Genomic DNA, 21,217 nt, shown 5'->3' with positions numbered 1-21,217 from the left:
GGCGGTATTTGCTTACTTATAACCATACAAATCCTCTATAAAATGGCTCTAAAAAAGAGAAAATCCGTCATTGAAAATTTGAATTATTCAGAATCGATAGAAACTTCAACTCCCTTGGATAGGCCAGTCAGATCATTCAAAATCAGAGCGAAAGAAAGTGTTACTACACGATTTTCTATCTTTAGGAGAGTGGCAGTTTTTGTCGCTTTCTTTGCCTTTATAATTGGTGTTTCTTTCCCATTTATTGATAAGCTTCCACAGGCTTTTATTTCCATCATGGTGGGTGCTGCTGCCATTATAACCGGTATGGCGGCAAAACCTTTTATCGAAAACTTTCTATCTGGGATAGCCATTACAGCTTCTAGAATGCTTAATATTGGGGATACAATCAAATTAAATGATTACTATGGAACAATAGAAGATATTTCAGCTACTCATACTGTGATTAAGTTATGGGACTGGCGGCGCTATGTCATTCCAAACAGCTCAATGATAAATCAGGAATTTATAAACTATAACCTTCATGATAAATGGTTGTGGGCCCATGTAGAGTTTTATGTGGCCTATGGATCAGATATGCAGTTGGTCAAAGAGATCGCAGAAGACACAGCTAAGAGGAGTGAACATTGCTTGGATTTTGAAGATCCCGCCTTCTGGATCATGGAGACCAATGAAAGCAGTATTACCTGTTGGATTGCTGCCTGGGCTTCTTCTCCTGCAGAGGCATGGGAATTGAAGGCGGAAATACGAACGGCTCTGATTTTAGATTTGCATAAAGCAGGGATTAATACCCATGTTAATTATTATTCTATGAACAAGAAAGATTTAGATTTGCCTTTGGAGTAATGTATTTGATTTATCAATCTTTATTGAAATCATGCATTATATGGGAAGAGAGAATAGATTCGATGAGGTTTTCTTCTTTGTTTTCCATAGCAGCAACTAGTATGCTGTGTTGTTTAATATAATCAGTTAGTAGTGGAGTGTTCAGTTTCTGGTTGAGACGTACAAGCTGAATTCTGGCATCCAGTTTCTCAAAGATCTCATATAGACATCTGTTACCACAGTATTTTGCTATCATGAGATGGAATTGGCTGTCCATTTCAAATGCAGCAGCTTTGTCGCCACTGATATTTAGTTCAAGACATTTATCAGATATTAGCCTAATTTCCTGAAAATCCTTAGCGGACGCATTTTTACTGAACAATTTTGCTGATAATATCTCTATATAGAGCCTTACTTCTGCAATTTGCATTGCTTCTTCTTCATCAATTATGACGACTTCGGCATAACTCCTGGGTTTCAGGTAAATAAGACCGTAATCACTCAATTTTTTTAAGGCTTCGCGGAGAGGTGTGCGGCTTACTCCGAATAATTTACTCAATGAAGCTTCAGGAACACGTTCACCGCCCTTGAGTTCTCCTGAAAGGATCATGCGTTTGATATGATCATGTACTTGGTCTGAGAGATTTTTTCTGGTGATCAACTGTTCCATTCTTTTATTGTATACAAAAAACTATTTATATGAAACTATTAATTTCAATAGTTTTATTCCTTCACTGATGATTTCACTAAAAGGGCCCGTATTGACGGACCCTTTTGTTTTAGAGTATCGACAAACTGTTATTTTGTGTACATATTTTCAAATTTTTGCATGTAATTTTTAGCTTGATCTGCTGGGAGATGATTTCCTACAAGTAGAAATTTATCAATATAGTTTGTTTTCCATGCCTCAGTTTTAGCTACTTTAGAAAGTGCGTCAGACCAGTATGCAACAGCTTCTTCTGGCATATCTGCAGGCCCTACAACGCCTCTAAAAATCTGGAATTCAATGTCGTATCCCAATTCTACAAAAGTCGGAGCATCAAATGGACCACTAAATCGTGATGATGAAGCTGTTACCATGGGGCGCAGTTCTCCACTTGAAACAAGATCAAAAGAAGCTGCTGGTTTTGCAATCGCCATATCGATATGTCCACCTAAGAGTTGCGTGAGTGCTTCACCGGTTGAATCTGACCTGAGGTACTCCATATCTCCTCCAATTTTAGAAACCATTGCATTATAGATGGCTTCGTCATCAGATTTAGAACCACCGATAATCAATCTTTTACCATCTTTAAGAGCGGCTATGATTTCTTCCATGTTCTGATATGGTGAGTCATAGTTTACAAGAAGGATTTGTCCATCTAAAGCCATGATTGCAAGAGGGGTAAAGCCATCCAAATCTCCCTTCTCTGCCTGTACGAAGGGTTGGAGGTCTCCAGAATTAAAAGTAAGAAGTGTATGTGATTCATTTTTCATCATAGAAACAGATCTTCTACCTACTGCACCACCACCATCTGTTTTGTAGTTGATGATAATGTTCTTATCTACAATACCCTCAGATTTCATAATCTCGACAATGTTTTGAGTGAAAATTGAAGAGCCTCCACCAGCGCTTGATGTTACTACCCATTCAACTCCTTTTGTTGGAGTCCAAGGACCACTTGCAGTATCTTTTTGCCCTTCTGCGAAAACTACTACTGATACGAGAACTGTCACTAATAAAACACTAAACAGTTTTTTCATTTTTAAAGCTCCTTATAATGCTTTTTATATTTTTACCCTACTTGTTAAGATGGGTTAAAATGCCTTATTTTTCAGATAGAAATCTGCTGTTTTTTACTCTTGTGGACTTTTAAGTCCATAGCGAATAAAGGCTTCAGCTGGTGCATCTGATTCTTTCATCAGAATACTCATCCTTTCTTGCATAGATTTAATCAAACCAGTATCTATGATTGGTTCTTTCTGATCAGGGTCATTCTTAAGATCAAATAAATAATCTCCAAGGGTGTGTTGGTAAGTATTGTGGGCTGGCTTTAGAGCTCTAATTTTCAATACCTGACAACCTTTGGTGAAGGATAATGGGCTTTCCAAAGTCATATCAGTCAGTTCTTCAGGAGAGAACAAACTGTTGATATGGGTCGGAAGAAGTGTGTAGTTGTAAAGATTTTTATCATTTGGTTTAACAGGTGCCTTCATATAGACATAACGTCCGTCAGTGTAATTGATATGTCCTCCATGAAGTCCAAAAAGGGCACCATCTCTTACAGGAGAATTATTACTAACTAGTGAATTAAGACATTTTCCCTGCATATTTTTAGGAATCTTAATACCAAAAAAATCTAGTAGGGTTGGTGCAATATCAATTGTTTGGACTAACTGATGATTTTTTATATTTTTTTTACCGATTCTTGGGTCCCATACGAAGAAAGGAGTTCGAGCAATTTCTGTATATGTAGGCATTCTATTTTTGCCGAACCAACCATGTTCTCCCAGTAAAAAACCATGATCAGTATTGACAATTAACATTGTGTCTTTCCACATATTGTGTTCATCCATAATGTCTATGACTTTCCCAAGATAAGCATCACACATACTTAACAGTGCAGCATAACGTTTTCTTACATGTGAAATTTGTTCATTTGTATAATTTGTGGCTTCTTGATATGCCGGCCAATCAAAATGTACACCCTTGTAATCATCATCATACAGCTCAGCATATTTTTCTGGTACAAAAAAAGGTTCATGAGGATCAAATGTTTCGAGTTGAAGAAACCAATTATCACTATTTATATTATTTTCAATAAATTCTAATCCAGAATGAAATGTTTTGTAAGCGGGCATATCTTCTTCATTGGACATGTACTTTCTGTTGATCCAGTCTTGCCTCCAGGAGTGTTTCTTTCTTCCTAAGGCATCAGATGGGATATCTGGATCTGCTACCTCACCTTTCCAGTAATCACCTTCTTGTCCTCTAGATGCTTCCCAGCTGTTATATCGAGTATGATATGTCGCTCCTCCATCTTCCCAGTAATGTGCATGATCACTTACCAAATGTGTATATATACCATTCTCCTTTAGAATAGATGGCATAGAATCATCAAAAGGTTCTATAGGACCCCAGCATCTGTGTAGAAAATTATAGCGACCTGTATGAAGTTCTCTTCTCGCTGGCATGCAAGGAAGGCTTCCTGCAAAGCTATTTGTAAAAGTTACTGTTTTTTTACTCAGGCGATTGAAGTTTTCTGTTTTTGTCCAATTGCATCCATATGAGGAGAGCATATCTCTATTTAGTGAATCAAACATTACCATGATAGCTTTCATTGAAAAGTCTCCAGAATTGTTTGTTTATGCTTTTGTTTTAAGTCTTTTAAAATTGATAATTATTTTTCTGATTACTGGTGATAGAATTGTAAGCATTAGAAAAATGATCAGTCCGCAAGCAATCGGTTTCTGGAAAAATATCCAAGGGCTTCCATCTGAAATGAGAAAGGATCTTCTAAAATCCCGTTCCAATGTGGGAGCCAGAACAAAGGCTAATAGAAGAGGTGCTATTGGATAGTTATTCTTTTTTAGGTGAAATCCTATGAATCCTGATGCCAACATCAACATAACACCGTATAGCGAATTACTTGCACTATAGGCTCCTAGGATGCATACAGCTGTGATAATGGGAACCATGATCTTTACAGGAACCTTTAGAATCTTGATGAGAAATGGAATGATCGACAGCGCGATTAAAAGTGTTATAATATTAGCTACATATAAGGAGGCAATCAACCCCCATGTAAACTCTGGTTCATTCTGGAATAGCCTTGGTCCTGGTGTTAAGCCGTACATCAGAAGGCCTCCAAGGAGTACTGCACCAGTTCCAGAACCTGGAATTCCAAGTGATAGGAGTGGGGCAAATGCCCCAGCTGCTGCAGAGTTGTTTGCTGCTTCAGCTGCGGCTACACCTTCAAGGATTCCTGTTCCCATTTTCTCTCGGTTTTTACCGATTTTCTTTTCAGTAATATATCCAAGAAAAGAACCTGTTGTTGCACCTGCTCCAGGAAGTATTCCTACTATTGTTCCTAGAAAACTTGAACGAATGGCAGGTCCTAAAAGACGTTTCATTTCAGATTTATTTAATATGCTATCTTTTAAGGATAGTTTCATATCGACAGCATCACCATCAAGACGAGGTTCCATCATCTCCATAACTTGAGAAAAACCGAACATTCCAATGACAAGAGGAATAAATGATATTCCACCAAGGAGGTATAGTGAACCGAAGTCGTAACGGGGCGTTCCTACAACGATATCAAAACCAATTGTAGCTATCATTACTCCAAGTAATGTAGATACAACACCCTTTGTAGGATTGTCACCAAGTAACCACCCTAATGAGGTCATTGCAACCATGAGAAGTGCAGCCATTTCTACTGGGCCAAATTTAAGACCAAGTCTTGCTAGGGCAGGACCAGTAATAGTCAAGATGATAATTCCAATGGTTCCTCCTATAAACGAGGATATATTTGAAGTGAATAGAGCCTTTCCGGGTTCTCCGTTTTTGGCCATAGGATGACCATCTATAGCTGTCATTACCGCTGGGCCATCTCCTGGAATATTAATCAGGATAGAGCTATAGGAGCCTCCATACATATTGGCATAATAGATTGCAGATAACATAATAATCCCAGTAACAGGATTGAATTTAAAAGTTAAAGGAAGAAGCAGAGCTACTCCAGCAAGAGAACCAATTCCAGGCATAGCTCCGACAATCAATCCAAGAATAGCGCCTGCACTTGCTGCAAGAAGGTTCTGAAAAGTTAAAGCTGTAGCAAAACCCTGAAATAATAAAGTGACTGTTTCCATTAATTAACCTCTGATCATGTTAAGTATTAGTCCCGCAGGAAAGGGAACCATCAACCACATGGCAAATACGCCATATAGTAATGCTGTTGTGATTGTAGAAACTGGAAGAGATTTTTTCCAACTATATTTTTCTATCAATTTTAGCCAGCCTTGAAGAAATAGAAATAATGATGGAAAAAAACCTATGATTAAGGCAAATCCAACAGTTGCAATAGCTGCTATAAAAGGGAGGTAACTTGCTTTTATATATTCAGGGGGAGATAGTTTTCTACCTTCTAGAAAAGCAATAATACTAATACCAGATAAAAGAATGCCTATGATGGACGGAAAAAAACCGCTCCCAGGTCCTTCTTCCCACCAGCCATAATTATTAAGTCCGTAGATGACCCATATCAGTCCCAGGAAGAATGTAATAGAAGGGATAATGATACGAGTATTTGTTTTAAAAATTTTCATCAAAACTCCAATAGAATAAAAGTAGTTTTATAAATGGTATACAATGCACCATGAACTATTTCAGAATATCATAGATCTTAGAGCTGTCAACAATTTTATTTTCATTTTTATAAAAATCAAATTGATGAAAGTAGGGAAATCGTTTTAAAATATTTATACATAAGTATATAACATTACTAGGTTTTGGATTTTAGTCTGGACTAAAGGGGTAACACGAAAAAAAATCTTGACAGCTCCAAATGATGGTATACAATGTTCAATATAAATAAACCAATTGCAGAGGGCTTTTGTTTCCCTCTATATAGTCCAGGAGTAAACTGCATGCAAAAAATAGCTTTCATGATAGGAGATCCAGCCGGGATAGGACCTGAAATAACAGTCCGCTGTATAAACGAATACAAAAATCGGGGACCTGTTTCGCTAATCCTTGTGGGAGATCGTCCTAGTTTTGATAGAGCACTCAAAGTGTGTGATGTCAAAATGAATATTCAGGATATAACAGAAGATCAGATTAAAAATTCTGAAGCTGATCTAATGTTTTTGAATATTCCTGTAGAGAATGGAGAAATGATCCCTTATGGAGAGGTCTCTGCCAAGTCAGGAGCCTGTGTGTATCGATCTTTGAAAAAAATAATGTCATTGATCGATTCTAAATTGATTCAAGGATTTGTATTTGCGCCTTTTAATAAAGAAGCCATGAAGAAGGGAGGATGTCCTTTTCCTTCTGAACTTGATATGTTCAAAGATCATTTTAACCGTCCCGATATAACGGGAGAGATAAATTTTCTTGATCCTATGTGGACAGTTCGTGTGTCTAGCCACATTGCAGTAAAAGATATTCCACTCTATGTTAAAAAAGAAAGAATTCTGGATTCCATAACTTTTCTCAATGAAGAACTTAAGAGGTTCTCTGTAAAAAGAAGAAGGATTGCTGTTGCTGCTTTGAATCCTCATGGGGGAGAAAAGGGACTTTTTGGAACAGAAGAAGGTGATGAGATCGAACCTGCTGTTAAAGCTGCTCGAGAGGCTGGAATTGATGCCTCAGGTCCATTTCCCGCAGATACAATTTTTTTAAAAGTCAAAAATGGTGAATACGATGCTATTGTGTCCATGTATCACGATCAAGGACAAATTGCTACCAAACTTTTGGGTTTTGATAAAGGAGTCACCATTCATGGAGGAATGCCAGTTGCCATTGCTACATGTGCTCATGGGACTGCCTTTGATATAGCAGGAAAGGGCGTTGCCAAGCCTACTGCATTAATTCAGGCACTGAAAGTTGTTCTGGGATCTCTAAAGTAAGGGAGCTGAATATGTCTATAAAACTGGCACTCGCAGTTGCTCCTGAAAATGCATTAATGTCTGCTTTTGTTGTATTCCGGGATAAACTTGAAAACAGCATGATGAAAGCAGCAATGCTTGGTTATGACGGAGTTGAACTGGCTCTTTTGAATAAAAAACAAGTTGATCTTCCTAAAGTTAAGAAAATTATGAAAGAAACCGGTCTAGAAATACCCATGGTTTCAACAGGGCAAATCTTTGCTGATACAGGTGTGAATTTTACTCATCAGGATAAGAATAAAAGAGAAAAGGCTCTAACTGATTTTTTTGGCCTTATGGAGGTGGCAGCAGAATTGGGTAGTCTGATTAATATTGGTCGCCTAAGAGGGGTTCTCACTGAAGGCGAGCCATCAATTGATTACTTTCGAGAATCTATGGAAAAGGCATTAAAACGATCTGATGAGCTGGGTGTTACAATTGCTCTTGAACCGGTTAATAGATATGAAATCAATTTTTTGAACAATTGTTATCAGACTGCAGAAATTATCAGAAGTTTAAATCATCCTCGTCTGAAGATGATGCCCGATGTCTTTCATATGAATATTGAAGATCCATCAATCGAAGGCTGTTTCTGGAAATATGCTGATCTGGTTTCATATGTTCATTTTGCCGATTCAAACCGCTGGGCACCAGGACGAGGACATCTGGATTTCCAGAGTATAATTAGCGCTTTGAAGGCCTCTGGATACAATGGTTACATTTCTCTTGAGATTCTACCCTTTCCTGAACCAGACCAGGCAGCATTAGAAGCAATTAATACAATAAGGAAATTCATATGAAATACTGTATAGAACACATCGGTATAATGTCCCGAAATCCATTAGAGTTAGCTCAATGGTATCAGGATGTGCTTGGTTTTAATCAGCTTTTCATTCCACCCGAGGAGAACACTCCAGTTTTTGTCAGAGATCAAGGAGGGTATATTCTTGAGTTTTTTTCCATGCCTGAGGGATTTAAACATTCTGAAGATCAGGTCCGGAAAGCTCAGCATCTTTGCTTAACAATTGATGATTATGACAAAGCAGTAAAAGATTTGGAAAGCAAAGGAGTACTTTTCAAGGAAGATGGTTTTACCATCTTTCAGGAGGGGAAAGTCCGATTTTTTCAGGACCCTGAAGGAAACTGGATTCACCTGGTATACAGAAAGAAAATTCCCTGGTCCTGAACTGGTGGAAGAATAAGGAACACATTATGAAGACACATACGAATAAACAATTACAGGCTCTTGCTCAGCAGTTCAGAATTGATGTCATTGAAACTCTGCATTCTAAAGGCACAGGACATTGGGGAGGATCTTCTTCTGTTGCTGAGATTCTAACATATCTGTATTTCAAACAGATGAATATCAGGCCGGAGCAGCCTGACTGGTCCGATCGAGATAGACTGATTCTCAGCAAGGGGCATGCTTCCCCCATGTTGTACCGAATTCTAGAGGAAAAGGGATATCTAAAAAAAGGAACTTTAAGTTCTTTCAGAGATCTAAACAGTTCACTTCAGGGACATCCTTGTATGAATAAGACTTCTGGAGTTGAAATGTCTACAGGAGCCCTGGGACACGGGCTTTCTGTTGGTTTAGGCATGAGTTTGATGGCCGCCCGTAATGAACATCCCTTTAAAACCTTTGTGATTGTAGGGGAAGGTTGCTTGAATGAAGGACAGTCTTGGGAAGCTATTATGGCTGCTGGAAAATTTGCACCCAAAGACTTAGTTCTACTTGTTGATTACAACAAGGTACAGTTAGATGGACATTCAAAGGATATTATGCCTCTTGATCCTCTCGTTGATAAATTTAAAGCCTTTAACTGGAATGTTGCAAACCAATCCTTTAATGGGCATGATATTGATGAAATTGAAAAGTCCTTTAAGTGGCTTAATACACAGATCTCAGGACCTTCTGTGATTATTTACGATACGACGAAAGGAAAGGGTGTTGATTTTACTGAGGATACGCATATCTGGCATGGTTCACCTGTTGGTGATGAACATCTTAAAAAAGCACTTCCGCAGTTAAAAACTGTCTTAAGTAAATGGGAGGATGAATAATGGAAACCAAAGGAATGAGAGATGCCTTCGGCGCTGCTTTAGTCGAGATTGGAAAATCAAATGATAAATTGATGGTTCTGGATGCAGACGTTTCTTCCAGCACTCGTAGCGGGCTTTTTGGAAAAGCCTATCCTGATAGATTTTTCAATGTAGGAGTAGCTGAAGCAAATATGGTGGATATTGCTGCTGGTATGGCCACATGTGGGTATCGTCCTGTAGTTAGTGCTTTCGCTATTTTCCTGGCTCTCAAAGCCACTGATCAAATCAGAAATGTAGTTTGCTACAATAATCTGAATGTGATCATAGCAGGTGGTTACTCAGGACTTTCCGACTCTTTTGATGGTGCTAGTCACCAGTCCATCACGGATCTTGCTATTATGAGAGCCTTTCCCAATATGACTGTTTTAGTACCAGCTCATGCAGATGATGTTACTTCTGCATTGGAACAAGCTTTAAATATCAATGGTCCTGTATACATTAGAATGTGCCGGAACCCTAGTCCTGTACTGAATAAAAAACCATTGATGATCGGTAAAGCGGAAATCCTGGCTGAGGGCAAGAATGTGACTATTGGAGCTTGTGGTATCACTATTCCAATGGTCCTTGAGGCAGCTGGATTGCTAGCTGAAAAAGGGATTGCAGCAGATGTCTTAGATTTGGGAAGCCTCAAACCTCTGGATATCGATGCTATTCTAACTTCAGCTAAAAAAACAGGATGTTTTCTGACTGTTGAGGAGCATTCCATTCATGGTGGACTTGGAAGTGCTGTATCGGAAGTCCTCGTCAAATCTAATCCCGTTCCCATGGATTTTGTCGGCATTGATGATTGTTTTACTGAATCGGGTCCTTACGTGGATTTGTTGGATAAATATGGTATTTCTGTAACGGCTATTGTAGCTAAAGCTGAAGCACTTGTTGGAAAAACTTCACAATAGATTTGTTTTTACAGACGGAGCTATCATTTTCCTCCTTTGCGGTTAGCTCCGTCTGATTTTTTAAGATCTCGTTTTGAATTGCCCTTTAGCCTTGCTGAGGTAGAATAAGTCTTTGGAGAAAATCTGGTTATGAAGAATAGAATAGCATTGATACATACGACACCGCTTGTCCTTGGGCCAGTGCAATCTGCATTGGAACCTTACAATCAAGATTATGATTTTTTTCATATGCTTGATGAGGCCGTTCTTTTCAGGATGATGAAAGATGGAAACACTCCTGAATTGACAGTTCCCTGGCTTCAGGCTCTTGTTGACCGTTGTATCAAGGGGGAGGCTAAAGCTATCATTGTCAGCTGTAGTTCCCTTTCCCCATCTGTTGTGAGTGTTCAAAAGAACAGTTCCATTCCTATTGTTCGGATTGATGAAAAGATGTTTGATTCTGTTCTCAGTCATTCTAACAATCCTGTTGTTTTAATGACAAATCCTACCAATAAAACACCTGCCGCTCTACTGGGTGAAGAAATGAGAGTAAGATTGGATCTTAATCACTCTGTACCTATTAAGGTTTGTCCAGGTGCTTTCGAAACTCTGATGAAAGGGGATGTTCAGGGTCATGATACCGCTGTGGTAGAGTATATCATTGAATTATTGAAGGAACATGACGATATTCTTTTATCACAGATATCTATGGCTAGGGTCAGGGATCTTCTCCCTCAGGATCTTCAAAGCTCTGTTCATGTTTCTCTGGATTATACTGGAAAATTATTGGAAGAGATTACAGAACATATTAAGAGTTGAGTTCTTGTTATTGGATTTCTGTCATTGTTATGAGGTGAAGACTTTAAATAATTTTTACTATTAATACAATGTCCATTTCAATGACTCCGGTTCTTCCTGTCTATTTGAGTTGGTAAATTAATAAGAGAAACAGATTCATTCACTCCATCCTACTGTTGGATTCAAGTGTCGGTTCTATTCCATGTTCAAGTTAAAATATAAAGAAGGACTCAGTTTTTTATGGCTGAGGCAGATTAAGTCTTTCCATTTTTTGAACCAAAGATATATTCTTTTTCATTTATCAGGTCCACTAGGCAGTTTAACTCTTGCACAAGTAGAAAACATGGTGGATAACCATGACTATGAACGAAGCGAAAATCCTCGGGTTTTATAGAAAAAAGAAAAAAGAAACTCTAATCGATATAGACATTGACTTCTATCGGGAAATTTATAATTCCTGGGATTTCTCTCCAGAATTGAATCGTGATCTGGATGATGATCTATTTGAATACCTAGAGGAATGCTGCAGAGAAATTCCGCCAAAATCTCCCATCTGTATTGTCCTACATCTCCCAGAGGCAATCAAAAATACTCAAAAAGAATTATTGAATAAAAATAGCTTTGAAAACTATTTTTCCTACAGGATAAAGAAACTGCAATTCAAAAAGAAGAAGATGTATAAAAACGCCGTTTTATATGCTGCCTATGGTTTGATTTTTATTTCTCTGGCGACTTTAATGGAGCATTTTATACCTGAGAGTACCGTCCTTTCGATTTTGGAAGAAGGCTTTTTTATTGGGGGTTGGGTTCTTTTTTGGGAGCTCTTCTCAATGATCTTTTTTCACAAGGGAGAGGTCCGCGAAATGATGAATATTCTTCGTCGTTTGAAGAATGCACCCATCGAGTACGAGTACAAAAAATAATAATACGTCATCAGCATTTTACTATACAACTTTGCTATTCTAGGTCCATTTGGATTACAATTTAAGGGATGGGTTATGATTCTTTTTCATGACTAACAGGACTTAAAATTATATTTCAGAAGGAGCAACGATATGAAGATTGCCTGTGTAGGAAACTTCCCTCCAAGAGAGTGTGGTATAGCAACTTTTACTAAAGATGTTATCGACTCATTGGGGCAAAAGTATGATGGTGCTCTTCATCAGGCATTTGTAATTGCCATGAATGATAATCATAAAGAGTACGCGTATCCTGAAGAAGTAGAAAGTACGATACGTCAAGATTACCTTCAGGATTACCTCCAAGCCGCAAAGTATATAAATTTCAGCGGCGCCGATATATGTCTGCTACAGCATGAATTCGGTATTTACGGCGGTAACAGTGGAGTGTATATATTACCTCTCATTAATAAATTAAAAATTCCACTGGTAGTTATTTTTCATACAGTTTTAAAAGAACCATCCTACAACGAAAAAAATATCATCATAGAAATTGGCAAGAGAGCCTCGGCAATTGTTGTTATGAACAGCCTGGCCATAGATTTTCTAACAGAGGTCTATGGTGTTGAGAAAGAAAAGATCCATGTTATCGAGCATGGTGTTCCCGAGTTTGACTTTACCAGAATTGAGTACCATAAGAAGAAATTTAAGGTAGAAAACCGAAAGACTCTAATCACTTTTGGGCTTCTCAGTCGGAATAAGGGCATTGAAACGGTGATAAACGCCCTTCCGGAAGTGGTCAAAAAACATCCGGACCTTCTGTATATTATCTTAGGAAAAACCCATCCGGCTGTTATCAGATCCTCTGGAGAAGAGTACCGCAATTATCTCAAGCTCCTCGTGCATCAACAGGGTTTGTCAGATAACGTTTTCTTTGATGATCGCTTTCTTTCCATTGATGATTTACTGGGGTACCTGAGTGCTGCAGATATGTATGTGACCCCATATCTAAACGAAGCACAAATTACCAGTGGTACCTTGGCTTATGCTGTCAGCTCGGGAACCGCTGTTATTTCGACTCCATACTGGCATGCTAAAGAGCTTCTGGCTAATGACAGGGGAATCCTGTTTGATTTTGGTAATTCGGAGCAACTTGCTGAGATTCTAAATTCTCTACTAGAAGACCCTGTCCGGTTAAAACAGCTTCAGTCCAGAGCCTTCGAATTTGGAAAAAAGACGAGTTGGCCTATGATTGGTCAGAGGTATTTAAAGTTATTCGATGAAACCAGAAAAAGTCCAATTCCTGTCCCCGTTGAAATTGATCATAATGTCGTTAATACGGGTCTCATGCCGCAATTCAGTCTTGATCATGTCATTCGGATGACAGATTCTACGGGTATTCTGCAGCATGCAAAGTATATTGTTCCCAAATTCCAGGATGGATATTGTCTGGACGACAATGCCAGGGCACTCCTTATGACGACAATGGCATACAGGCAGATGAAAGATCCAGAATCATTGAGACTGATGCTTCATTATTTGAGTTTTATTCAATATATGCAGAATGATGATGGGAGCTTCAGAAATTTTCTCTCCTATTCCAGGAATTATTTGGATGAAATAGGATCTGAGGACTCTTTCGGACGAACCATCTGGGCCTTGGGAACCTTGATTCGTTTTCCGCCGAATGATGTTCTATTTGAGCAGGTTCGGGATCTCTTTCAGAAGGGGATGGTCAAATTTCCTGATTTAAATTCAATCCGGGGGCTGGCAAACTCCATCATTGGTGTGAGTAATTGGATGCATCGTTTTCCAACAGATGAGGGAATGATGAATCACCTTAGATCGATGACTCAAAAACTGGAAGATTATTACACGGCCAACAGTGAAGAAGGCTGGCATTGGTATGAGCCGCTTATCAGCTATGATAATGGAATTCTTCCCTATTCACTGCTCTGTTCCTATGAAATTACGGGGAGAGAGGAATCGAAGACCATCGCCTTTGAATCCATAGACTTTCTGAGTTCTATTGTTCTTTCAGAAGGGAACCTTTCCATCGTGGGAAGTGATGGATGGTATCATAAAGGGGGAGATGCCGCTAATTTTGACCAACAACCCCTTAACGCCATGGCCGTTGTTCTTATGTTCCGACAAGCCTATAAGGTGGAAAAAGATCCCCAATACCTTGATAAAATGTTTAGGTCTTTCATGTGGTTCCTTGGTGATAATGACCTCCATATACCCCTGTATGATTTTGAGACAAAGGGCTGTAACGATGGTTTAAAACCCTATGGGGTCAATAGGAACCAGGGAGCAGAAAGCACCCTGGCTTATCTGATTTCACATATATCTGTTATGTCAGTATTTGAACAAAATCATTAAGAACGGTGTCTGCCCAGGTGCATTTTTTCAAAGATGAGATCCAAGGGCAGAGCCGCAAATGATGAGGCCGAATCTGAAAGACCATAGGGGATTATGATATCATTGTTGTGGATTATGGAGCCGCAGGAGTAGACCACATTCGGTACATATCCTTCTCTCTCAGTTTGGTTGGGGATTAAGATGGGATCTTCCAATTGACAGATCACTTTTTCAGGGTGGTCCAGATCCAGAAGGCTGATGCCGAGGCAGTATTCACGCATGGCTCCAACACCGTGAGTCAGTAGCAGCCAGCCGTATTCTGTTTCAATGGGAGATCCACAATTCCCTATTTGAACAAACTCCCATGGCGACTGAGGTTCTTCAATTTTTATCTCATCCTGCCAGGTCGTAAGGCTGTCAGAGTACATGACATAGTTGCAAAATCCGTCAATCCTGGAAATCATGGCATACTGACCGCGTATCTTTCTGGGGAACAGGGCCATTCCTTTGCTATTGGCACTTTTTCCATGGAGGGGTCTGGTTGTAAACTGGTAGAAATCCTTGGTCTCTAGAAGTTTGGACATGGTGGCAAAACCATTGTAAGCCGTATAGGTGGCATAGTACGTGCTTTTGCCATCATCGTCTGTAAACTTTACGAAGCGGGCATCTTCTATACCATTTTTCTCCGATTCTGAAGCGGGAAAGATTACTCGTTCTGTCAGAGCCGTATCCATTGAGAACTTTGTATCATAATGAGCATCTGCCAGCCATATCATCGACTTGATAACATTCTTTTTAGAAAGAGATAAATTCATGTCTTTAACGCAGTTATGTATGCTGTCGTTTAATTCTTTGTAGGTGAACTCATCTCCTAAGCCTTTCATAATCAGATCGACGATGTCTTTGTGTATATTCAGCTCATCGAGTTTACTAATATACCGCTGTTTGTTGAAAAAGGTGAGCCGGATGGTTTCCGGCTGCTCCACAAGATCATTCGTTCTTTGAAAACTGAGCTTATTTTGCTGATCAATGATGACGCTTCTGAAGACTATGGATGAAATATGCCCTTCACCTGTGGCTCTGAAGCTGACAATCAGGCGTTTTTGTCCCTCTTCCAGATGACTCTGATCAGGATCTTCTATGATGGAAGGATTGAAAAAAGCGGCAGATTCAATGGAGTATTCATGGGTAAAATAAGCACCAATCAGTCTTTTCCTCTCCTGGGTGATTGTTTCAGGATCATCCTCTATAGCCGCCAGGAGTCTAGATACATTGTTAAAATGATTTTCAAAAATATTGGTGATATTTCTGTGGCGATTAGCATAATTTCCAAGAATCCTCTGCAATAACTCTTGTACCTTTTCCTCTGACAAGCTCATAATTTTCTGAATGATATACCGTCCACGGTCTTCGCCTCCGGGAAGATAAAACCTGGCAATGACTCTTTTGGGGTCGGGGTAGAGAGTCGTATCCAATCGTTTAATTGCAATACCCATTTGGATCATCCTTTAATAGAAGCTAAAAGAAAATATAATACATTCCGGATGAAAAAGATTGCTTTTGAAACAAAATAGTTTTCATTGGAACTGGAGATTGAATCAGTGAAAACAAAATTCACTATTCAAACTTGATCTGTGATATTCTTGGTGTACAATAATTGAAACAGGGGTTTATTTTGTCCCCGGAGGGTAGTCTATGTTGTATTTTTCCAGAGAGTCCAGGAATGAAGTGATTGATCAGAAAATCATGACTGAAGGTCTGACCAGTCTGTTGAAATCATTTCCTGATATTCAGAAAGTTTTGATTATTCCTCCTGATTTTACCAGGTATCATTCCGGTGCGGGAACGCTCTGCGAAATTGCCTGGAAGATTCTGGGAGACAAAGTAAAGGTCGTTCTACCAGCCTTGGGCACACATTTCCCTATGTCTGAGAAAGAGATTGAGAAGATGTTCGGCTCTATGCCCTCTGGGCTCATTCAGGCTCATGACTGGCGTAACGGACTCACAGAGCTGGGAAGAATCAGCGGCGAAGAGATGTCCAATCTTTCTGGAGGCCGTCTGGATTATGACTGGCCGGTACAGGTCAATAAAATATTAGTGGAAGAAGACTGGGATCTCATCCTCTCCATTGGGCAAGTTGTTCCACATGAGGTTGTGGGTATGGCCAATTATACAAAGAATATCCTCGTTGGAACGGGAGGGAAAGAAGCCATTGATAAAAGTCATTTCCTCGGTGCCGTTTCTAATATGGAAAAAGTCATGGGTCGGGCCTATACGCCTGTACGCCAACTGTTTAATTTGGGAGCAGATAAATTTTGCAAAGATCTGCCTCTGGTGTATGTTCAAACAGTCGTGGCAGCAGATGGTGCAGGAGCTCCTGTTATGAAAGGTATGTATATCGGAGACGATAAGGAGTGTTATGAGAAAGCCGCGGCACTGGCGCAGGAGCTGAATATCGTCCTGCTAGACAAAGCACCCCATAAGGTTGTTGTTTATCTGGATCCGGAAGAATTCCGAAGCACATGGTTGGGAAATAAGAGTATTTATCGCACCCGCATGGCCATCGCCGACGAGGGAGAGCTGATTGTTCTGGCCCCGGGTGTTCACTGTTTTGGAGAGAGCGAAGAAATGGATGGCTTGATCAGAAAATATGGATACCACGGGACAGATCATACCCTTGATCTGGTAAAGAAATATCCTGAAGTGGCTGAAAATCTCTCTGTGGCTGCTCATTTGATTCATGGGTCTTCTGAAGGACGCTTTAAAATTCGCTATTGCCCCGGCGGTCTTTCAAAAGACGTTGTTGAAGACGCTGGCTTTGCCTTTGGTGATTTGAAGGAGTACTCCCAGCTCTACAATATTCATACATTGAAGGAAGGGTGGAATAGTATGCCCGATGGAGAAGAGATCTTTTACATTTCAAACCCTGCCCTGGGACTCTGGGCTCTCAAAGATAAATTCATGGAGGATCATATATGATCATTATAATTATGGGCGTCAGCGGCTGTGGTAAAACCACTCTGGGGGAGAAAACAGCCGAAGGTTTGGGCGTTGAGTATTTTGAAGCGGATAGTTTTCATCCGGAGGCTAATATTCAGAAAATGTCATCTGGGATTCCATTGAATGATGATGACCGCTGGCCTTGGCTGCATTTGATTCGGGATAAGGTAGGCGAGTACCAGTCTAAGGATAAATCGGCTGTGTTCTCATGTTCTGCGTTGAAGGAATCTTACAGACAGTTCCTCGGCCAGGGACTCAGTGAACCCATTGAATGGGTCTACCTGCAAGGGCACTTTGAAGTCATAGAAAAACGCATGTCCAATAGAAAGGGACATTATTTTAAGGTGGACATGCTCAGAAGTCAGTTTGCTGATCTTGAGGAGCCGGAATATGGTCTTACCCTGAATATAGAGGACCCCCTTGAAGAGAAAATCCAGATATTGCTGGATACTTTTAAGGACAAGATTTAAAGAGATTTTCCGCAAATCCTAAAATGTATGTTAACATGCAAAATTTTTTATTCTTATGAACTCATCTGACAAAACAGGATAGGAATACCCCTTGATCCTCGTGAGGATTCATCGGTATATTGCGGTAAACTTATACTTTATAATGCGTATGAAATCAACCTGTTTTAAAAGGAGAGGAGAGCAGATACGATCTGTATCATAGTTCTGGAATTAGTGAATATAGGCTATAGCAAATTCGAAGGAATTTGATAATTTTATAGTTATAGAATTTCAGAAAACGGGTTAAAATAGATTGGTCAGGAGATTGAATGAAGATTGCAATTTTTTCAGATGCTTATTATCCGCAAATCAATGGGGTCGTCACTTCCATCAACAGCATCGCTCAAAATATGGCAGACCGGGGTCATCAGGTTATCATTGTGGCTCCCAGTTACAAAAATCTACAGGAACCGGAATATCCGGGGATAACAGTTATCCGGGTCACGTCAATTTCTGCTTCATTTTATGATGACTTCAGATGGACAAATCCATTTAGTTATGTCGTCTATAGAGCACTTAAGGATGAAGGGGTTGATATTATTCACTTTATGACTCCGGTTTTTATTTCTCTTCTAGGGATCAAATTTGCCAGGAAACTGAAAATTCCTTTAGTGGCAACCTTTCATACATTTATAGCGAATCCGCTCTATTTTGAGCATCTTTTCAAGGGACCTCTGAAGATCACCGAAGAAGTCTCCTGGAAGTATTTGAATCTTTACTATGATTGCGCTGATTATGTCACGGCACCTACAGAAGAGGCTGTTAAGATCATCCGGGAGAACCATTGTAAGGCCCCTCTGGAAGCCATTTCAAATGGTATCGATTTTGATATATTTGATAACTCCCGCAGTCCTGAGTTTAAAAAACGTTGGGGCCTGGGTGATAAAGTCATCCTGTATGTAGGACGGGTCGCCTTCGAAAAGAATCTGAGAAATCTGATTGATTCCTTTGATCTTACCTACCAAAAACATCCTGATGCACAGCTGCTAATCATTGGTGACGGACCACAAATGGAAGAGTTTGAGAAATATGCCGCATCAAAAGATTCGGGGAAACAGATTATATTTACTGGGGCCATTCCTCATAATGAGCTGGTTGTCTCCGGAGTTTTTAAGGCTGTTTCGTTTTTTGCCACCGCATCCCAGACGGAGACTCAGGGAATCACTCTGTTAGAAGCCCAGGCAAATGGTCTCATCTGTGTCGGTGTTCGGGAAGGGGGGATTATCAACCTCATTGAAGACGGTAAGAATGGGTACCTTGTAGCACCTGGCAACAATCAAGAAATGGCCGAAAAAATGGTTTATATTCTTGATAATAAGGCTGCGCTGGAATCAATGGAAAAGGCCGCTAAAGAAATGGTGGATATTCATAAAATGAGTCGTATCATTGATCGATGGGAAGAGTTGTACCAGCATCTGATTGATAACAAAGATAATTTACCCGTAAAGGATTATCTGCATTTCAGTGCGGTCATGAAGTTTTCAACCCAGTTTAAAATAGATTTCAGGTATTTTCTGAAAAAGATAAGACCCACCAGAACATTCGTAACCAGAACACCAGAGTTTAAAAACTGTCAATACAGGTCTAGGCAGTTGCGTTCCAGGTCTTTCATTTCTACAATTTCCCTCAAAAAGTTACGTTCCTTTAAATCGGGTCAGCATGAATAGATTTTTTGTATACTAATTGAATGACTCTAATCTATTAAAAAAATACCCCTTGAAGCCGTGTTTACTTCAAGGGGTATTTTTAAACCTGTATGTTTTTCAATTGAATCCCTATTTTTTAGGAGGCATCAGGTCTGTGATGGTCCCTTCTGCCATTTCCGCCGCCAGAGCAAAGGTCTCCGAGAGGGTAGGATGGGCATGAATGGTTAATGAGACATCTTCCAGATCGGAACCCATTTCAATGGCGAGGTTGGCTTCCGCCAGCAGTTCTCCCGCATTATTGCCGCAAAATCCAGCTCCCAGTACCCTTTTAGTTTCGGGATCATAGAGAACCTTTGTCGTTCCCTCATTCCGACCATTGCTGAGAGACCGTCCACTGGCTGCCCAGGGGAAAACACCCTTTTCGTAGGCTATACCCTTGGCTTCTGCTTCTTTTTCGGTCAGACCTGACCAGGCAATTTCGGGGTCTGTGTATGCGACAGAGGGAATACAGGCCGGTGAGAATTCTGCCGGTTCTCCTGATATGACTTCGGCGGCAACCCGACCTTCATGAACGGCTTTATGAGCCAGCATGGGTTGTCCTGTAATGTCGCCTATGGCATAGATATTGGCAACTCCCGTTTGTCTTTTTTCATTGACAGTGATAAATCCCCTCTCATCGGGTGTTATTCCAAGGGCTTCCAGACCAATGCCATCACTGTTGGGTCTACGCCCTATGCTAACAAGTATCCTGTCATAGAGAGTCGGCTGAGGCGCTCCTTTCCCTTCGAAAGAAACAAGGAGTCCCTCTTTTTTAGTTTCAACTTTAGTGACCTTGACCGATGTGTAGATGGCTTTCAGTTTTTTCTTATACATCCTTGCCAGAGGCTTCACCAGATCTGTGTCTGCAGGGGGAATGATCTGGTCCATAAGTTCCACAACAGATACCTGAGATCCAAAGGCACTGTATACGGTGGCCATTTCCATCCCGATGATGCCGCCTCCTACGATCAGAAGGGTTCCGGGAATCTCATCGAGTGCCAGAGCATCGGTGGAATCCATAACCCGGGGATCGTCAAAGGGAAACATGGGGAGTTGGACAACCCGGGACCCTGTGGCGATAATTGCCTGTTTGAAGCTTACCTGGGCTGTTTCATCCCCTGTGACATCCAGAGTTGAAGAGGATGTGAATGTTCCGCTGCCATAAAGGACTTGAACTTTCCTCTGTTTAGCCAGAGCTCCCAGACCTTTGGTCAGGTTGCCCACAACCCTGTCTCTGTGTCCTCTTATTCCTGCCAGATCCAAGGTCGGCTTTGAATAACTGATGCCGAATTGATCTGCTTCTGATGCTTCATTTATAATTTGGGCGAGGTGAAGGAAAGACTTGGATGGAATACAACCTTCATTCAGGCATACCCCGCCAAGGATTCCCCGTTTTTCGACAAGAGCCACTGACTGACCCAGATCTGCCGCTCTAAATGCGGCTGTGTAACCACCCGGGCCGCCGCCCAGGACAAGTGTATCAACCTGTATATTTTTTTTATCAGACATTTTTATCTCCAATCTCATTCATT

At 40.3% G+C, this 21,217-nt stretch carries 19 protein-coding genes; 12 read left to right on the top strand and 7 right to left on the bottom strand.

From position 1 onward, the window contains the following. Nucleotides 1–189: 189 nt before the first annotated feature. Nucleotides 190–846 (top strand): mechanosensitive ion channel family protein, encoded by a 657-nt coding sequence (locus tag EXM22_RS11130; protein WP_168203469.1) that lies wholly within the window; start codon nt 190–192, stop codon nt 844–846. Nucleotides 847–859: 13 nt separating this feature from the next. Here EXM22_RS11130 and EXM22_RS11125 read toward each other — a convergent pair whose 3' ends face one another. The 5 genes from EXM22_RS11125 to EXM22_RS11105 all read right to left on the bottom strand — a co-directional run bounded on the left by EXM22_RS11125 (nt 860) and on the right by EXM22_RS11105 (nt 6,135). Continuing rightward, nucleotides 860–1,495: a GntR family transcriptional regulator gene (locus EXM22_RS11125; protein WP_149486593.1), complete on the bottom strand. Its 636-nt coding sequence runs from the start codon at nt 1,493–1,495 to the stop codon at nt 860–862. Between the two features lie 128 nt (nt 1,496–1,623). Then, on the bottom strand, nt 1,624–2,568 hold the full coding sequence (locus EXM22_RS11120; RefSeq protein ID WP_149486592.1) for a tripartite tricarboxylate transporter substrate binding protein: 945 nt from the start codon (nt 2,566–2,568) through the stop codon (nt 1,624–1,626). A 93-nt stretch (nt 2,569–2,661) separates the two neighbouring features. Then, complete coding sequence (locus EXM22_RS11115; protein ID WP_149486591.1) at nt 2,662–4,146, bottom strand: sulfatase family protein; 1,485 nt, start codon at nt 4,144–4,146, stop codon at nt 2,662–2,664. Nucleotides 4,147–4,170: 24 nt separating this feature from the next. After that, nucleotides 4,171–5,679, bottom strand: a complete 1,509-nt coding sequence (locus EXM22_RS11110; RefSeq protein ID WP_149486590.1) for a tripartite tricarboxylate transporter permease — start codon at nt 5,677–5,679, stop codon at nt 4,171–4,173. A 3-nt stretch (nt 5,680–5,682) separates the two neighbouring features. Continuing rightward, nucleotides 5,683–6,135, bottom strand: coding sequence for a tripartite tricarboxylate transporter TctB family protein (locus EXM22_RS11105; protein ID WP_149486589.1), 453 nt, complete (start codon nt 6,133–6,135; stop codon nt 5,683–5,685). A gap of 321 nt (nt 6,136–6,456) precedes the next feature. Between EXM22_RS11105 and EXM22_RS11100 the strand changes: the two genes are divergently transcribed. The 8 genes from EXM22_RS11100 to EXM22_RS11065 all read left to right on the top strand — a co-directional run bounded on the left by EXM22_RS11100 (nt 6,457) and on the right by EXM22_RS11065 (nt 14,512). Then, nucleotides 6,457–7,437, top strand: coding sequence for a PdxA family dehydrogenase (locus EXM22_RS11100; protein ID WP_168203468.1), 981 nt, complete (start codon nt 6,457–6,459; stop codon nt 7,435–7,437). A gap of 11 nt (nt 7,438–7,448) precedes the next feature. Beyond that, complete coding sequence (locus EXM22_RS11095; RefSeq protein ID WP_149486587.1) at nt 7,449–8,255, top strand: sugar phosphate isomerase/epimerase family protein; 807 nt, start codon at nt 7,449–7,451, stop codon at nt 8,253–8,255. Further along, nucleotides 8,252–8,641: a VOC family protein gene (locus EXM22_RS11090; protein ID WP_149486586.1), complete on the top strand. Its 390-nt coding sequence runs from the start codon at nt 8,252–8,254 to the stop codon at nt 8,639–8,641. The genes EXM22_RS11095 and EXM22_RS11090 overlap by 4 nt, the downstream gene beginning before the upstream one ends. Nucleotides 8,642–8,667: 26 nt before the next feature. Next, the gene (locus tag EXM22_RS11085) at nt 8,668–9,519 is read left to right on the top strand and encodes a transketolase (protein WP_149486585.1); all 852 of its coding nucleotides are present in this window, start codon (nt 8,668–8,670) and stop codon (nt 9,517–9,519) included. Next, nucleotides 9,519–10,454, top strand: coding sequence for a transketolase family protein (locus EXM22_RS11080; RefSeq protein WP_149486584.1), 936 nt, complete (start codon nt 9,519–9,521; stop codon nt 10,452–10,454). The genes EXM22_RS11085 and EXM22_RS11080 overlap by 1 nt, the downstream gene beginning before the upstream one ends. A gap of 129 nt (nt 10,455–10,583) precedes the next feature. Next, on the top strand, nt 10,584–11,252 hold the full coding sequence (locus EXM22_RS11075) for an aspartate/glutamate racemase family protein (protein ID WP_149486583.1): 669 nt from the start codon (nt 10,584–10,586) through the stop codon (nt 11,250–11,252). A gap of 335 nt (nt 11,253–11,587) precedes the next feature. After that, nucleotides 11,588–12,154 (top strand): hypothetical protein, encoded by a 567-nt coding sequence (locus tag EXM22_RS11070; protein ID WP_149486582.1) that lies wholly within the window; start codon nt 11,588–11,590, stop codon nt 12,152–12,154. Between the two features lie 132 nt (nt 12,155–12,286). After that, a complete protein-coding gene (locus tag EXM22_RS11065) occupies nt 12,287–14,512 on the top strand; it encodes a glycosyltransferase family 4 protein (protein WP_149486581.1) in 2,226 nt (741 codons plus the stop codon). Here EXM22_RS11065 and EXM22_RS11060 read toward each other — a convergent pair. Next, nucleotides 14,509–15,987, bottom strand: a complete 1,479-nt coding sequence (locus EXM22_RS11060) for a glycoside hydrolase family 130 protein (protein WP_149486580.1) — start codon at nt 15,985–15,987, stop codon at nt 14,509–14,511. The two genes, EXM22_RS11065 and EXM22_RS11060, sit on opposite strands and share 4 nt — an antisense overlap. A 199-nt stretch (nt 15,988–16,186) precedes the next feature. On the opposite strand from EXM22_RS11060, the gene EXM22_RS11055 reads away from it, so the two are divergent. The 3 genes from EXM22_RS11055 to EXM22_RS11045 all read left to right on the top strand — a co-directional run bounded on the left by EXM22_RS11055 (nt 16,187) and on the right by EXM22_RS11045 (nt 19,667). Beyond that, a complete protein-coding gene (locus EXM22_RS11055; protein ID WP_149486579.1) occupies nt 16,187–17,470 on the top strand; it encodes a nickel-dependent putative hexonate epimerase in 1,284 nt (427 codons plus the stop codon). Continuing rightward, complete coding sequence (locus tag EXM22_RS11050; RefSeq protein WP_149486578.1) at nt 17,467–17,961, top strand: gluconokinase; 495 nt, start codon at nt 17,467–17,469, stop codon at nt 17,959–17,961. The genes EXM22_RS11055 and EXM22_RS11050 overlap by 4 nt, the downstream gene beginning before the upstream one ends. A gap of 308 nt (nt 17,962–18,269) precedes the next feature. Beyond that, a complete protein-coding gene (locus tag EXM22_RS11045) occupies nt 18,270–19,667 on the top strand; it encodes a glycosyltransferase (RefSeq protein WP_149486577.1) in 1,398 nt (465 codons plus the stop codon). A gap of 108 nt (nt 19,668–19,775) precedes the next feature. Here EXM22_RS11045 and lpdA read toward each other — a convergent pair whose 3' ends face one another. Further along, on the bottom strand, nt 19,776–21,194 hold the full coding sequence (gene lpdA, locus EXM22_RS11040) for a dihydrolipoyl dehydrogenase (protein ID WP_149486576.1): 1,419 nt from the start codon (nt 21,192–21,194) through the stop codon (nt 19,776–19,778). Nucleotides 21,195–21,217 lie beyond the last annotated feature (23 nt).

It is taken from the genome of Oceanispirochaeta crateris (assembly GCF_008329965.1).
Taxonomy (GTDB): domain Bacteria; phylum Spirochaetota; class Spirochaetia; order DSM-2461; family DSM-2461; genus Oceanispirochaeta; species Oceanispirochaeta crateris.
This window is presented reverse-complemented; position numbering and strand designations above follow the sequence as displayed.

What these genes read in the sequence shown, in the direction of transcription:
- EXM22_RS11125 (WP_149486593.1), bottom strand. Translation starts at nt 1,495, where the DNA reads ATGGAACAGTTGATCACCAGAAAAAATCTCTCAGACCAAGTACATGAT.
- EXM22_RS11120 (WP_149486592.1), bottom strand. Translation starts at nt 2,568, where the DNA reads ATGAAAAAACTGTTTAGTGTTTTATTAGTGACAGTTCTCGTATCAGTA.
- EXM22_RS11115 (WP_149486591.1), bottom strand. Translation starts at nt 4,146, where the DNA reads ATGAAAGCTATCATGGTAATGTTTGATTCACTAAATAGAGATATGCTC.
- EXM22_RS11110 (WP_149486590.1), bottom strand. Translation starts at nt 5,679, where the DNA reads ATGGAAACAGTCACTTTATTATTTCAGGGTTTTGCTACAGCTTTAACT.
- EXM22_RS11105 (WP_149486589.1), bottom strand. Translation starts at nt 6,135, where the DNA reads ATGAAAATTTTTAAAACAAATACTCGTATCATTATCCCTTCTATTACA.
- EXM22_RS11100 (WP_168203468.1), top strand. Translation starts at nt 6,457, where the DNA reads ATGCAAAAAATAGCTTTCATGATAGGAGATCCAGCCGGGATAGGACCT.
- EXM22_RS11095 (WP_149486587.1), top strand. Translation starts at nt 7,449, where the DNA reads ATGTCTATAAAACTGGCACTCGCAGTTGCTCCTGAAAATGCATTAATG.
- EXM22_RS11090 (WP_149486586.1), top strand. Translation starts at nt 8,252, where the DNA reads ATGAAATACTGTATAGAACACATCGGTATAATGTCCCGAAATCCATTA.
- EXM22_RS11085 (WP_149486585.1), top strand. Translation starts at nt 8,668, where the DNA reads ATGAAGACACATACGAATAAACAATTACAGGCTCTTGCTCAGCAGTTC.
- EXM22_RS11080 (WP_149486584.1), top strand. Translation starts at nt 9,519, where the DNA reads ATGGAAACCAAAGGAATGAGAGATGCCTTCGGCGCTGCTTTAGTCGAG.
- EXM22_RS11075 (WP_149486583.1), top strand. Translation starts at nt 10,584, where the DNA reads ATGAAGAATAGAATAGCATTGATACATACGACACCGCTTGTCCTTGGG.
- EXM22_RS11070 (WP_149486582.1), top strand. Translation starts at nt 11,588, where the DNA reads ATGACTATGAACGAAGCGAAAATCCTCGGGTTTTATAGAAAAAAGAAA.
- EXM22_RS11065 (WP_149486581.1), top strand. Translation starts at nt 12,287, where the DNA reads ATGAAGATTGCCTGTGTAGGAAACTTCCCTCCAAGAGAGTGTGGTATA.
- EXM22_RS11060 (WP_149486580.1), bottom strand. Translation starts at nt 15,987, where the DNA reads ATGGGTATTGCAATTAAACGATTGGATACGACTCTCTACCCCGACCCC.
- EXM22_RS11055 (WP_149486579.1), top strand. Translation starts at nt 16,187, where the DNA reads ATGTTGTATTTTTCCAGAGAGTCCAGGAATGAAGTGATTGATCAGAAA.
- EXM22_RS11050 (WP_149486578.1), top strand. Translation starts at nt 17,467, where the DNA reads ATGATCATTATAATTATGGGCGTCAGCGGCTGTGGTAAAACCACTCTG.
- EXM22_RS11045 (WP_149486577.1), top strand. Translation starts at nt 18,270, where the DNA reads ATGAAGATTGCAATTTTTTCAGATGCTTATTATCCGCAAATCAATGGG.
- lpdA (WP_149486576.1), bottom strand. Translation starts at nt 21,194, where the DNA reads ATGTCTGATAAAAAAAATATACAGGTTGATACACTTGTCCTGGGCGGC.